The sequence below is a fragment of the Dysgonomonas sp. BGC7 genome (assembly GCF_001261735.1).
GTDB lineage: Bacteria > Bacteroidota > Bacteroidia > Bacteroidales > Dysgonomonadaceae > Dysgonomonas.
In genome coordinates this window covers 444,924-457,802 of the sequence record NZ_CVRP01000007.1, presented here as the reverse complement: position 1 = coordinate 457,802, position 12,879 = coordinate 444,924, and the positions used below count along the sequence as shown (strand labels likewise).

Sequence of the window (12,879 nt, the reverse complement as noted above, 5' to 3'; positions counted from 1 at the left end):
ATATGTATACATTAATCAGAAGTTTAACAGTTACCTAAAGCTTTTTAACGTCTATATAATAAATATATTGTCTTACTAACTTTTATAATTTAATGACCTACATTTTTTAATATCATTTTGTACTCGTAGTCATAATCATGGACAATAACCTCCATCTCATTCGAAGATTTTGATAAAACCTTAAAGATTAATTCTTTCGATTTCTGCGCAGTGGCTCTCCTACGCATATAATCTCTATAAGAAACAATAATAGAATCTCCTTCTATCGTATATTTGCCGGTTATATTAAATATGATAATACCTTCTGCCGCCGAACCTTTATGAAATATCATATTATCCCGGAAAATGTAAGTATCAGGATTTTGGGTAATAAGCTGAACACTGTCTCCCTGAATACGCTGAAATTCAATCCAGCGTCCCACTATATCATTTTTCGTAATCACAGAAGGCTCCTGTGACACAACTAATTGGCTTAAAAATAGAAAAAGCCCTGTCAATAAAAAGATTTTTTTTAGGTTATTCATCTCTTGTTTTATAAATATATGTGTGTATATATTATTGTAGTCTTGTCTTATTATTCCAAAAAGCGAGGTGTATATTCTTATCAAATATACACCTGCCTTCTTTATTCACCAAACCTAATCTAAAAAACATTATCTATTTCTTTCCGAATTAGAAGCTAACCGATAGTTGTTTCTTGTCGACTGCGAAGGTCTATTAATCTTACCATTATCTCTATTTCTTTCTTGTCTGTTTCGGGAAGAGCTATAAGTATCATTACTGTTACGACTTCTGTCCGACCTCACATTATCATTACTTCTATAGTCTCTATTTCTATTATTATCTCTTCGATCATCAGACCTATCTCTATTATAATTATTCTGAGGACGACTTTCTCTATTTCTATTGTTATAATCCCTATCCCTATTGTTGTAGTCTCTATCTCTATTATTATAATCTCTATTATTACTAGCTGGTCTTGTATTTGAATACCACACTACCCTATTATTCCGACTATTATGATAACGATAATCTCTGCTATCTCGTATTACAACTTGATTGCGGTAACCTCTATAGCGAGCGTAATCTCTGTAGTGAGTACGGTGATATCTCCACGGCTCATGCACATTCAACACAACCTTGTACAACCCGTATAGGTCATAGTTGCGATAACCATATGGTAAATAGCGGGCTGACATCCACCTACCCCGATCATAATAATAGAACATTCCTATATTTACATCGTAGTAACAATCTATATCAGGGAAATAATAATAGTTTACATAATCGTAACCTACCGGCCCCCATGCAGGCTGACGCCCAATATTTACACTTATATTCACGCTTTGAGCCTCAACTGTATTATATAATGAAGTTGCGCCTATCAATAATGCAAATGCTACTATAAACTTTTTCATAATCGTAAGTATTAAAAGGTGAATACCATTATATCTTCTCTTTGCTTCTTTGATCAATACAGATAAAAAAAGATTAATCACAATTCATCTCTTTAACTATAATTAACCCTATCGATAAATTAGAACACATCCTATTGTATAGATTATCAGATACATTTATTTTTCGCTCAAACGAAATTTATCAATTTATTTTTTGTTAATTTGCAATATCACGATCAATCTAATACATAAAACTATGAAACATAAATTATGTCAGAGTTGCGGAATGCCACTCAGCAGGAAAGAAGACATAGCGACAAATGCAGACCAAAGCAAAAACGAAGAATATTGCATCTATTGCTTCAAAGACGGATCCTTCACTTCCGATTGCACGATGAACGAAATGATAGAAAAATGCCTTTCTTATTTAAATGAATTCAATAAAGATTCGGATGTTGAGTACACCCGGGAAGAGGCACTGAAAAACATGCAGGACTTTTTCCCTAAGCTTAAACGCTGGAGCTAAAACATTACAGTTCTGCAAACTCTTTTGCATAGCGTACTTCTCCTTTCGTACAAGAAAGGCTTCCCTCTACAAGCTCTATAGCCATAAAAACCTCTGAAGGTACATTAAAGGGAGGGCGTATACCCCATCGAACAGATGGCTTGAAGCCGAATTTAGGATAATAAGCAGAGTGTCCAAGAACAAAAGCAGATCTATAGCCCAACTGTTTTGCCTTATCCAATCCATAACGTATAAGGCGGCTTCCGATACCTTTTCCTTGCCAATCGGGAGTTACAGCTACAGGAGCCAATGCCAGACTAACATCTATATGCTCCCCTTCGACAATAGAGATGATAGAAAACAAAATATGTCCCACAACTTTGTCATCTACAATGGCAATCAATGATAATTCAGGGACGAAGGCTTCACTTAGTCGGAGCCTGTCCACCAAACGGGCTTCTTCTTTCCGTCCAAAGGATTTTGTATTGACATCATAGATCGCAGGAAAGTCTTGGGCATGTTCCTGCCTGATCTCTAATTCGAAAAGACTATCTTTCATGTTGGCAAGGATTTAAAGTGTCTATAAAGATACAAAAAGATCTATTCACTAATCTAAAAAGAGCTAAAGATTATAGTTGTTTAGAATAGGAATCCATCTCTCTTGTCGGTGAGCAAAGTATGATTTTAACTAAAAGGTGACAAAAGTGACATATATCACTTACTTTTTACATGTATCTTTTTACATTCTCTAAAAGAGATATTTTCTTTATAGATAAAGTTTTCAGGAATTAAGAACAGATACAATTATATGAAAATTATTATTATTCGAAACAATGCAAAAAAAGATTTTACTTTTCTCTTGTTTCTATTCTTCTCAGCCTCATCACTATTTTGTTCGGATCATCTTTGTCGGAAACAATAAGACTGTCTCCGTCTATCACATAAGAGCAAATACGGCTATCTCCCATCCTGTTTGTAACTTTCATTTCGTTATTGGTGATCGCATATACCCCCAGAAACTCCCTGCTGGTGACTATCCCATCGGAGCGTATTTCCATATACACAGTATCACGATCTATAAGCAACTCCGGCTTACAGATTGTATCATCGGGTAACAGAAAAAACGTAGCTCCCGAATCTTCAACCTCCATTGCCCAGCGTCCCATTATAGATTTTCGTTCACCGCAAGCCATAAAGGCAAGTATGCACAAACAACAAAATACAAGCTTTTTCATTTTCAAATTTAACTAAAACGCCGCAATATATAAAAATATCAGATATCTTTTCACTATATTTGGTTTGATTTAGTTCAAAAAGAATTGCACGATTATAAAAACCAATCTTACGCCTATGAAAAAGTTAATAATAACTCTTTTTGTCATAATTACCACTACTCAAATTATAGCACAAGAAGGTCAGAAGTTGAATTTCGGAATAGACGGCTCTTTTGGATTACATTATTCCAACAGTGAAAAATCGAATCCATTGGCAGGAGGTATCAGTGTGGGGTACGAGTACGACTTTATGTTCTTCTTTGGTATAGAAGCAGGGTTCCGTTTTGGTGGATTCAATCAGAAAATAACGTATCACGATCCTAATTTGGGAATAGATGCTACAGGAAACAACAAAACTTCGGGCAGCAAAGATATATACAGAGGTACATATTGGGCTCCATATATAGCACCTAAAATATATTTACCTATAGGCTACGATGAAAAGAGAGACCGTCCCCGCTTCGTATTTATAGAGAATCGTCTATCATATACCCGGATGAATCTGGACTTGGACAAAATATCCAATGAGAAAGGATCTGCCCACAAATATCGCTTACAATATGAGATTAGAGCAGGCTATCAATTTCCGGTAAATGACAAATGGGCTATTAACTGCTGGTTAGCATATAATACATTCGACTTTTCGAAAATAAATCCAAAGATTATAAAGCAAAAAACATCAACTCCGATACAGATAGGTATAGGATTTAACTATATTATAAAACAATAAAAACAGTACCAATGTCTGCCCAAAATCCGGAAAAAGTAACAAGTATACTCGAAATATTCGATACCACGACAAAGCAAAGACATGTAATCAGAGAATTTCCTTATCTAATAGAAGCTCCCGACTGGACTTCCGATGGTGAATACCTGATATACAACAGTGAAGGGCTGATATATAAAATAGCTCTTTCGTCGCCACATAGAGAAGAACTGATAGACACGGGGTTCGCATCGATGTGTAACAACGATCACCTCATATCTCCTGATATGAAATGGCTGGCGGTGAGTCACAGATCTTTACCTCATGGTAAGCCGACTATTTTTATTCTTCCTGCGCAAGGAGGTACTCCCCTACAGGTTACTCCATCTCAGCCCAGCTACTTGCACGGCTGGAGCCCCGATAGCAAAAAACTAACTTATTGCGCTAACCGGAATGGAGAAATGGACGTATATACAATCAATCGTGATGGTACGGACGAAACCCGGTTGACTTTTTCGGAAGGTCTAAATGACGGCCCTGAATATTCACCCGATGGGAAACATATCTGGTTTAATTCTGTACGTACAGATTTGATGCAAATATGGAGAATGCGGACAGACGGAAGCGAACAAACACAAATAACCTTCGATGAAGATAAAAACTCATGGTTTCCTCACATATCACCCAACGGGAAAAATGTTGTATTCATCTCATACAACAAAGAAGATTCTCTACCTCACGAGCATCTGAGATATAAGAATGTGGAAATACGTATGTTGTCAGACGAAGGGAAGAAACCACAATCTTTGTTCAGCCTATTTGGAGGACAAGGCTCTTTCAATGTCAATTCATGGTCTCCCGACAATAAGTGCTTCGCATTCATCAGCTATAAATTGGACTAAAGAAATGGAAAAGACAGATACAGACAATGCCTTATTAAGGCCTATTTGGAAGTTTTTTTCCTATAATTGGAAGTTTGGCCTCTTTATTATCCTATTATTAGGAATTCCACGATTCATTCTTGTATTGCATGCCAATTCGTCGGGGGCAGGCTACGGCTTAGTCTCTATTATTTTCATTATTATGTGGTTTACTCCTTTTATCTTTCTTAATAAAAAAGGAAGATATAAAATAGGACTCAAGAAACCTGAAAATAAATATTGGCTTTTGCTTTCCTTCATTATCGGAACAGGTTTCTGTGCCATAATGTTTTTAGGAGCAAATCTATTGTACGGAGAAACATTAGACAACAGCTTTGTTTACATTGCCAAATCATATATAGTCCCTCAAGAGGCACTGGATAACAGTAGGTTTTTACTCTTCATCACATTTGCTATATCGGGAATGATATTCAGCCCAATTGGTGAAGAATTTTTATATAGAGGTGTTGTGCACGGAAGTTTCGTTGGTGAATTCGGAGAGAGGAAAGCCTCCTTTATAGATAGTGCTGCATTTGCATTGACTCATTTAGCCCATTTCGGCATTGTTTTCGATTTGGGAATATGGAGTATGCCTGTCATACCTGCCTTATTATGGATAACCGGGATGTTTTTACTTAGTCAACTCCTCTTTATATGTAAGCAAAAAAGCGGGTCTTTGTTCGGAGCTGTAATAGGTCATGCCGGATATAACATAGCGATGATCTATCTCATTTTCTATCATATATTCTAAGAAAAAGAAAAGCACGAATACAAATCCGTGCTTTTTCTATTTATTCCGACAAAGAGCATTATACATGTACCTCTCTGGTCTTTAATACTTTTATCATATCAGCAGTCATTTTTTCCAGATTATATTCCGGACGCCACTCCCACTCCTGTCGGGCACACGTATCGTCCAGCGAGTTTGGCCACGAGTCTGCAATAGCCTGCTTCAACGGATCAACATCATATTCCATCACAAAATTAGGATAGTGTTTCTTTATTGCTGCGCAAATCATCTCCGGATCGAAGCTCATAGAAGCAATATTGAAAGAATTGCGATGTATCAATTTATCTGGATTAGCCTCCATTATATTGATCGCGGCATTCAAAGCATCGGGCATGTACATCATATCCATGAAAGTACCTGCCTTTATAGGACAAATAAACTTTTCTCCTTTAACAGCATTGTAAAATATTTCCACAGCATAGTCTGTAGTTCCTCCACCCGGATGTGTGAGATTTGAAATAATACCCGGAAAACGAACAGAACGAGTGTCTACCCCCCAGCGAGTATAATAATAATCACTCATAAGTTCTCCCATTACCTTTGTTATTCCATATACTGTATTAGGTCGTTGAACTGTATCCTGAGGAGTTTTGTCTTTTGGTGTATCAGGACCGAAAGCACCTATCGAACTGGGTGTAAAAACAGAACAATTATATTCTCGCGCAACATCCAAACAGTTCATCAAGCTACCAACACCGACATCCCATCCAAGCTTAGGATTTTTTTCAGCTGTAGCAGACAAGATAGCAGCAAGATTGTATATGGTATCTATTTTATACTTCTTCACCACATCGGCTATTTGCTGTACATTTGTAGCATCTATTTCGACAGTAGGCCCCCACTCAAAAAAACCTTCAGGATAAGGTGGTTTATAATATCCACAAATAACATTACTATCGCCATAGATCGAGCGTAGTTTTATACTTAGTTCCGAACCTATCTGTCCGGTACTACCCACAATAAGAATGTTTTTCATATTCTATTTAATTACACCTAATTCTTTTCCTATCTTCGTAAACGCTGCCACACACTTATCCAAGTGTTCTTTTTCATGCCCGGCCGATATCTGAACTCTTATACGAGCCAAATCTTTAGGCACTACAGGGTAATAGAAGCCTGTTACATAAATACCTTCATCGAGCATTTTCGCAGCCATGTCTTGCGACAATTTTGCATCATAAAGCATCACTGCGCAAATTGAAGACTGTGTAGGTTTAATATCAAAACCTGCTGCTTTCATTTTTGTTACAAAATACTCAGTATTTGCATGCAGTTTATCTTGAAGCTCATTTGTACGCTCCATCATTTCGAACATCTTGATACCTGCAGCTGTTATTGCCGGAGGTATAGAGTTAGAAAACAAATAAGGACGCGAACGTTGACGAAGCATATCTATAATTTCTTTCTTACCTGTAGTGAAACCTCCGATAGCTCCACCAAAAGCCTTACCTAATGTACCTGTTATTATTTCCACCTTACCTTTCAGATTAAACAGCTCGGTAGTTCCACGACCAGTTTTACCTACGACTCCCGCCGAGTGTGACTCGTCTATCATAATCATGGCATTGTATTTCCGAGCCAGTTCATATATCTTATCCATAGGCGCTACATTCCCATCCATAGAGAACACACCATCTGTGACAATCAGACGAAAACGTTGCGATTGTGCCAGTTTTAGCTGTTTCTCCAGATCTTCCATGTCTGCATTAGCATAACGATAACGTACAGCTTTACACAAACGAACACCATCTATAATAGAAGCATGATTAAGGGAATCTGAAATAATAGCATCCTGATCGCTTAGAAGAGGTTCGAAAACACCCCCGTTAGCATCGAAGCAAGCAGCATAAAGGATAGAATCTTCTGTACCGAAAAACTTAGCTATAGCAGCTTCAAGCTGTTTATGCAAGTCTTGTGTACCGCAAATAAAACGAACCGAAGACATCCCGAATCCTCGCGAATCCATTGCCTGCTTTGCTGCCTCTATCAATTCTTTATTATCCGATAGTCCCAGATAATTATTTGCACAGAAATTCAGAACCTCTTGCCCTGTGCTTACTTTTATTGCTGCTCCCTGAGGAGAAACAATAATACGTTCATTCTTATACAATCCTGCTGACTGAATATCAGCAAGCTCTTCTTGTAAATACTTTTGAAAGTTGGAGTATGTGCTCATAGTGTTTAAATTTGAATGTAAAGGTAATAAAATGTCAAAACATTAGACAGAGTTGCAGAAGAAAAAAACACATAAAATTCAATAGTTTATGCCTAAAAAACAAAAGAGTAAAAAGCAAAACAATAAGAGTAAAAAGTATTATATAAATCCTCGAATTTATTAACTTTACAATTCTAAAAAAATATCGAATCATGAAAAGAACCAACATCTTATTATCTTTAATTCTAATTTGCACCTTTCCCTTGTTTTCTCAATCAGTAAAACAGCTATTGGTGCTGGACAACTATCTCATACCTGAAAACAAGAAAGGCGCTGTTATAGGCAAAGTTATATCACAAACGAACAACAAGGTTAAACTTATTAAAGATACCTCAAATCTATTCACGATAGACAACAAAGGTGTACTAAAACTTAAAAAAGGAGCTACCATTACCAGTAATTCTGCATACAAGTATGAAATAACCCTAAAATACGGCAATGATGAAAAGTCGTTCGAACTGGTAAAAGACAATTTCATCCGTAACGGAGTAGTTGCACACAGAGGAGCTTGGAAACACCATGATGCAAGTCAAAACTCTTTAAAATCTTTAAAAAAGGCTATAGAGATAGGTTGTGCAGGATCTGAGTTTGATGTTTGGCTATCCTCAGACAATGCTGTAGTATTATCTCACGACCCTACAATAGGAGGAAAAACAGTAGAAGAAACCACAGCCAGCGAATTGTACTCTGTTGCGTTAAAAGATGGCGACTATGTACCAAATCTGGAACAATACATAAATTGTATAAAAAAGCAAAACAGAACGAGATTGGTACTTGAAGTAAAAACGTCACAAAAAGGAACTGAGCGAAGCGAAGCTGTTGCAGACTCATCGGTGCAGATTGTTCACAGACTAAAGGCTCAGGGATGGACAGACTATATTACCTTCAGCTTCGAAGCAGCATTACGTATTAGAGAACTAGACCCTACAGCACAAGTCCTTTATTTGTCTAACGACAAAAAGACCTTAGAAGAACTTAAAGCAGCAAAGATATCAGGAATAGATTACCACTACAGCAGTTTCTTCAAAGATGAAGAGTTGGCTAACAAGGCCAGAAAAATGGGACTTCTAACGAATGCTTGGACAGTGAATAAAAAAGAAGACATGAAGAAAATTATCGGTCAGAAACTAGATTTCATAACTACAGACGAGCCGGAAATACTATTAGATCTTTTGAAAGAATAAATAAAACATCTGACACAATCAATAAAAACAAAAGCACCGGAAGGATATCCTTCCGGTGCTTTTGTTTTTATCTATAGATAAATTTATATTTTAATTATGGAATTTCTATCCTTTTTTCATCTATATAGAAGCTTCTGCAAAATAGGCTATTCCCCTTAGCCTTTCCGGCTCGATAAAGATGTGGATTTCTCTCGTAATTCTATTCACAACTTCTAACGAGCCGGATTTTTTTCATCCTCACCTTTCTTCTGATAGCCAAAAGATATAGTATAACCTTCCGGGATATCGTTATTGTTGACAATTCCATTGAGAGTAACCTGTGTCAAAAGGTTATTCTCATCATATTTATAGTCGTATTGTACTTCTGCATACAGCTCAGCCTTTCCTTGTACCACTCTTTCTATAAGAACCCTGATTACATTGTTTTTACTTTTTTTACCCAGATAGTCTGACATAAAAACAAGATTTGTAAGCAAAAGACAACCATTTCCAGATGTAAGAGAAACCGTATTATGCATCATCTCGAAGCAATAGCGCGATGCCTGAGTATATTCAGACTCATTATAGAAGAAACTATATTTGAAATTATACGATGCATTATGTGTTATTATTTCAACAATATTGCCATCTTTTATTGTATACTCTTCTGTGTAAGAAGGTTCTTTATACCCCGTCCATGCATAGCGATCCAATTTAATAAGATACCCTTGCGAATCGTAAGAAAAGCGCATCGAGTCATCTTGTACCTTATTTGCATCCTTTTCATTAAGCATATCCCGATACGTTGTATGAAGCCCATATATAGCTCTGTCATTTTCATCTAATTTCAAAATAAGGCTATCATAAGTGATATAAGAAGATGCTTCTGTTTTACGAGAAAAAGCTATTTTTCCTTTTTTATAATCAACATTATATGCATCTGATGTATTATTTATCATTTGTAATGAATAATTGTCATCGTACAAAAACTTCAAATCATTACGTCTGATAAATCCGAGACCAGCTTCCGGATAATCGACAGTCTCTAATAACCATTCGATCGGCTTCTCCTCTTCATCTGGCTTAGGGTGATATAACTTTATTGATTCATTCTCGCAAGAAGTAGTTATAATAATAGCCAACAGTAGTGTCAGGCAATAAATAAAAAGTTTCATTTCTGTTCGTTATGAAGTTTCATTTTCGGAAATCCCAAAGTGCCGACAAAGATAATACTTTATAATATAAACATCAGTGTATTATACTTAAAAACCTGTACCAAAAGGTATTTTTTAAGATTTATATAGTTTATATTTTGCGGATTATATATCTTTATCGTTCAATTATTAAAAACACACCATCATGAGATCTCTGCACTTATTGGCAACTATTTTTCTCTTAATTATCACATTTAATCTATCTGCTCAAAAAAAACAAAGAATAGCTCAAATCTATTCTACAGCTCCTGTATCCGTAGTATCTCCGTTTGCAGTGGATTCTTTAAATCTAAAAGGTGAAAAAATTTCAGAAAAAGAAATATTAAAACTACAATTATCAATACCCGAACAAGCTGTATTCGTGAGGCCTCTAAAATCTGATACAGCAGGCTATTTTTATCCCGAAAAAGCCAAAGAGGGCACTACCTTACAGTTGTTTTCTTTTTATCTCAATTCTGACAGATATGCCAAAGGCTCACTAAAAATATCTACACCAAATATGTTTGAACTATATGTAGATAATAAGTTAGTAACATCAAAAACTACAAAAGAAAATAATTTAGGAGCCGGTAAAGAATTTACGGCAAAGCTAGAGCCCTCTTACCCTCTACCGATTCGTATAGTTATCAAACTATTGACTTCTGCCGATGAAAAGGCTTCTGCTGCTTTCAGAGTTGAGATAGAAAATGACAAAGGAAGTAACGATGCTACATTTTTTACAGAACACACTGATAAAAGAAGTATAAACTTTACAGATATGCTGTTAGGTAAACGAGTATCTAATGTAAAGATATCTCCCAATGGCGGCTATGCGCTCATCTTTTACAGAAATACCCTAGGAGAGAAAAGTGAGTCGTCTGTAGACTTGTACGATATTAATGCAAAAAGATATATTCCCATAGATAAAAACGCAAATAAACGTCTTCTCGACTGGATGCCTCGTAGCGAAAAGCTATATTATACCTCTAAAAATGACAAGGAAACCAATCTGATAAATATAGACCCCGCCACTCTGCAAGAAACTGTTCTTGCTAAAAACATACCTGACGAGTATATAACTTTTTCACCTGACGAAAGGTCTTTCTTATATACAAAACAGGAAAAAGGTGATGAAGCAAAAGGAGATCTTAAACTTTTAAAATCGCCCGAAGACCGCCAAGCCGGATATATGAACAGATCTTTCATTTATAAATATGACTTAATTAGCGGATTGAGTCAACAATTGACTTACGGATTACACACTACATCACTTAACGATATTAGTCCTGATTCGAAACAAATTCTTTTTTCTATTTCTGACGAGACTTTAACAGAGCGTCCTTTCAGGAAATATTCCATGTATAAACTAGACCTCACCACAATGTCTGTAGATACTATATGGAAAAATGAAGGCTTTGCTTATAGTGCGTCATTCTCTCCTGACGGGAAAAAGATATTGATACAAGGTGCCGGAGAAGCATTCGGAGGAATAGGACAAAATATAGCTGAAGGACAAATAGCCAACAGCTACAATCGGCTCGCTTTTATCATGGATCTTACGACAAAACAGGTTGATCCGATAACTAAAAATTTTGATCCCAGTATAGAGCAATGCTTCTGGAATCCTAAAGACAACCTTATTTATCTGCGGACAACAGACAGAGACTATGTAAACGTATATACATATAATCCAAATGCAAAATCATTCTCTAAACTACCTCTCAACGAAGAAGTAGTACGCTCTTTCTCTACGGCCAATAACGCTCTATATGCAATCTACCATGGAGTAAGTATAGACAATTCTACAAGAGGATATATATATGATCTGAAAAATCAGAAATCTACGTTAATCGCTGATCCATACAGCGAAAGATTATCACATATAGAATTAGGTAAATTCGAGGACTGGAACTTTACCAACTCTGTCAATACCAAAATTGAAGGTCGTTTTTACCTGCCTCCAAACTTTGACTCCAGCAAGAAGTATCCAATGATTGTCTATTATTATGGAGGTACTACCCCTACCTCACGTACACTGGAAGGACCTTATCCTCCACACGTATTTGCAGCACAGGGCTATATAACTTACGTAATACAGCCAAGCGGAGCAATAGGTTATGGACAAAAATTTGCCGCACTACATGTAAACGCATGGGGTAAACGTACAGCCGAAGACATAATAGAAGGCACTCAGCAGTTCCTCAAAGAACATCCATATGTGGATAGTAAAAAAATAGGATGTGTAGGAGCATCATATGGAGGCTTTATGACAATGTACCTGCAAACACGTACAGACATGTTTGCTGCTGCCGTATCACATGCAGGCATTAGTTCTCTCAGCAGTTATTGGGGAGAGGGTTATTGGGGATACACATACAGTAGCGGAGCCAGTGCACACAGCTATCCTTGGAACAATCCTGATCTGTATGTAAGGCAAAGTCCACTATTCAGTGCCGATAAAGTAAAAACTCCGATATTATTTACTCACGGGACTGTGGATACGAATGTACCTATCGGTGAAAGCATACAAATGTACACCGCACTAAAAATACTTGGCAAACCGGTCGAGTTCATTCAAGTAAAAGATGAGAATCATGGTGTAATGAATTACAAAAGACGTGTAGAATGGAATAACTCGATTATGGCATGGTTCGACAAGTGGCTGAAAGATGACAATTCGTGGTGGAATGGACTATATCCCGATAAATAAAAATTA

At 36.6% G+C, this 12,879-nt stretch carries 13 protein-coding genes; 6 read left to right on the top strand and 7 right to left on the bottom strand.

The window, feature by feature from the left end; genetic code table 11:
• Window positions 1-89: 89 nt before the first annotated feature.
• The gene (locus BGC7_RS07280) at window positions 90-524 is read right to left on the bottom strand and encodes a hypothetical protein (RefSeq protein ID WP_050700892.1); all 435 of its coding nucleotides are present in this window, start codon (window positions 522-524) and stop codon (window positions 90-92) included.
• A gap of 129 nt (window positions 525-653) precedes the next feature.
• Window positions 654-1,418, bottom strand: a complete 765-nt coding sequence (locus BGC7_RS07275; RefSeq protein ID WP_050700891.1) for a hypothetical protein — start codon at window positions 1,416-1,418, stop codon at window positions 654-656.
• 235 nt (window positions 1,419-1,653) lie between these two features.
• On the opposite strand from BGC7_RS07275, the gene BGC7_RS07270 reads away from it, so the two are divergent.
• Entirely contained in the window at window positions 1,654-1,923 is a 270-nt protein-coding gene (locus BGC7_RS07270; protein WP_050700890.1) for a zinc ribbon domain-containing protein, read from the top strand.
• Between the two features lie 4 nt (window positions 1,924-1,927).
• On the opposite strand, the gene BGC7_RS07265 is transcribed toward BGC7_RS07270, so the two are convergent.
• Both BGC7_RS07265 and BGC7_RS07260 read right to left on the bottom strand, forming a co-directional pair.
• The gene (locus BGC7_RS07265; RefSeq protein WP_050700889.1) at window positions 1,928-2,461 is read right to left on the bottom strand and encodes a GNAT family N-acetyltransferase; all 534 of its coding nucleotides are present in this window, start codon (window positions 2,459-2,461) and stop codon (window positions 1,928-1,930) included.
• 289 nt (window positions 2,462-2,750) lie between these two features.
• Window positions 2,751-3,137 carry a hypothetical protein gene (locus BGC7_RS07260; RefSeq protein ID WP_185112956.1) on the bottom strand — a complete coding sequence of 129 codons (387 nt, stop codon included), beginning with the start codon at window positions 3,135-3,137 and terminating at the stop codon, window positions 2,751-2,753.
• 115 nt (window positions 3,138-3,252) lie between these two features.
• On the opposite strand from BGC7_RS07260, the gene BGC7_RS07255 reads away from it, so the two are divergent.
• From BGC7_RS07255 to BGC7_RS07245, 3 genes are read left to right on the top strand one after another with little or no spacing between them, the layout of a single operon-like run.
• Complete coding sequence (locus BGC7_RS07255) at window positions 3,253-3,906, top strand: outer membrane beta-barrel protein (protein ID WP_050700887.1); 654 nt, start codon at window positions 3,253-3,255, stop codon at window positions 3,904-3,906.
• 11 nt (window positions 3,907-3,917) lie between these two features.
• On the top strand, window positions 3,918-4,784 hold the full coding sequence (locus tag BGC7_RS07250; RefSeq protein WP_050700886.1) for a TolB family protein: 867 nt from the start codon (window positions 3,918-3,920) through the stop codon (window positions 4,782-4,784).
• 4 nt (window positions 4,785-4,788) lie between these two features.
• The gene (locus BGC7_RS07245) at window positions 4,789-5,553 is read left to right on the top strand and encodes a CPBP family intramembrane glutamic endopeptidase (protein WP_050700885.1); all 765 of its coding nucleotides are present in this window, start codon (window positions 4,789-4,791) and stop codon (window positions 5,551-5,553) included.
• A gap of 58 nt (window positions 5,554-5,611) precedes the next feature.
• Here the strand turns inward: BGC7_RS07245 and BGC7_RS07240 are convergent, their stop codons facing one another.
• Both BGC7_RS07240 and kbl read right to left on the bottom strand, forming a co-directional pair.
• Window positions 5,612-6,568, bottom strand: coding sequence for an NAD-dependent epimerase/dehydratase family protein (locus tag BGC7_RS07240; RefSeq protein ID WP_050700884.1), 957 nt, complete (start codon window positions 6,566-6,568; stop codon window positions 5,612-5,614).
• A gap of 3 nt (window positions 6,569-6,571) precedes the next feature.
• Window positions 6,572-7,768: a glycine C-acetyltransferase gene (kbl, locus tag BGC7_RS07235; RefSeq protein ID WP_050700883.1), complete on the bottom strand. Its 1,197-nt coding sequence runs from the start codon at window positions 7,766-7,768 to the stop codon at window positions 6,572-6,574.
• Window positions 7,769-7,959: 191 nt separating this feature from the next.
• Here kbl and BGC7_RS07230 point away from each other — a divergent pair, with 191 nt between their 5' ends.
• Window positions 7,960-8,991 (top strand): glycerophosphodiester phosphodiesterase family protein, encoded by a 1,032-nt coding sequence (locus tag BGC7_RS07230; protein ID WP_050700882.1) that lies wholly within the window; start codon window positions 7,960-7,962, stop codon window positions 8,989-8,991.
• Between the two features lie 212 nt (window positions 8,992-9,203).
• Here the strand turns inward: BGC7_RS07230 and BGC7_RS07225 are convergent, their stop codons facing one another.
• A complete protein-coding gene (locus BGC7_RS07225) occupies window positions 9,204-10,145 on the bottom strand; it encodes a hypothetical protein (RefSeq protein ID WP_050700881.1) in 942 nt (313 codons plus the stop codon).
• Window positions 10,146-10,329: 184 nt separating this feature from the next.
• Between BGC7_RS07225 and BGC7_RS07220 the strand changes: the two genes are divergently transcribed.
• A complete protein-coding gene (locus BGC7_RS07220; protein ID WP_050700880.1) occupies window positions 10,330-12,873 on the top strand; it encodes a S9 family peptidase in 2,544 nt (847 codons plus the stop codon).
• Window positions 12,874-12,879: the final 6 nt, after the last annotated feature.

What these genes read in the sequence shown, in the direction of transcription:
- BGC7_RS07280 (WP_050700892.1), bottom strand. Translation starts at nt 524, where the DNA reads ATGAATAACCTAAAAAAAATCTTTTTATTGACAGGGCTTTTTCTATTT.
- BGC7_RS07275 (WP_050700891.1), bottom strand. Translation starts at nt 1,418, where the DNA reads ATGAAAAAGTTTATAGTAGCATTTGCATTATTGATAGGCGCAACTTCA.
- BGC7_RS07270 (WP_050700890.1), top strand. Translation starts at nt 1,654, where the DNA reads ATGAAACATAAATTATGTCAGAGTTGCGGAATGCCACTCAGCAGGAAA.
- BGC7_RS07265 (WP_050700889.1), bottom strand. Translation starts at nt 2,461, where the DNA reads ATGAAAGATAGTCTTTTCGAATTAGAGATCAGGCAGGAACATGCCCAA.
- BGC7_RS07260 (WP_185112956.1), bottom strand. Translation starts at nt 3,137, where the DNA reads ATGAAAAAGCTTGTATTTTGTTGTTTGTGCATACTTGCCTTTATGGCT.
- BGC7_RS07255 (WP_050700887.1), top strand. Translation starts at nt 3,253, where the DNA reads ATGAAAAAGTTAATAATAACTCTTTTTGTCATAATTACCACTACTCAA.
- BGC7_RS07250 (WP_050700886.1), top strand. Translation starts at nt 3,918, where the DNA reads ATGTCTGCCCAAAATCCGGAAAAAGTAACAAGTATACTCGAAATATTC.
- BGC7_RS07245 (WP_050700885.1), top strand. Translation starts at nt 4,789, where the DNA reads ATGGAAAAGACAGATACAGACAATGCCTTATTAAGGCCTATTTGGAAG.
- BGC7_RS07240 (WP_050700884.1), bottom strand. Translation starts at nt 6,568, where the DNA reads ATGAAAAACATTCTTATTGTGGGTAGTACCGGACAGATAGGTTCGGAA.
- kbl (WP_050700883.1), bottom strand. Translation starts at nt 7,768, where the DNA reads ATGAGCACATACTCCAACTTTCAAAAGTATTTACAAGAAGAGCTTGCT.
- BGC7_RS07230 (WP_050700882.1), top strand. Translation starts at nt 7,960, where the DNA reads ATGAAAAGAACCAACATCTTATTATCTTTAATTCTAATTTGCACCTTT.
- BGC7_RS07225 (WP_050700881.1), bottom strand. Translation starts at nt 10,145, where the DNA reads ATGAAACTTTTTATTTATTGCCTGACACTACTGTTGGCTATTATTATA.
- BGC7_RS07220 (WP_050700880.1), top strand. Translation starts at nt 10,330, where the DNA reads ATGAGATCTCTGCACTTATTGGCAACTATTTTTCTCTTAATTATCACA.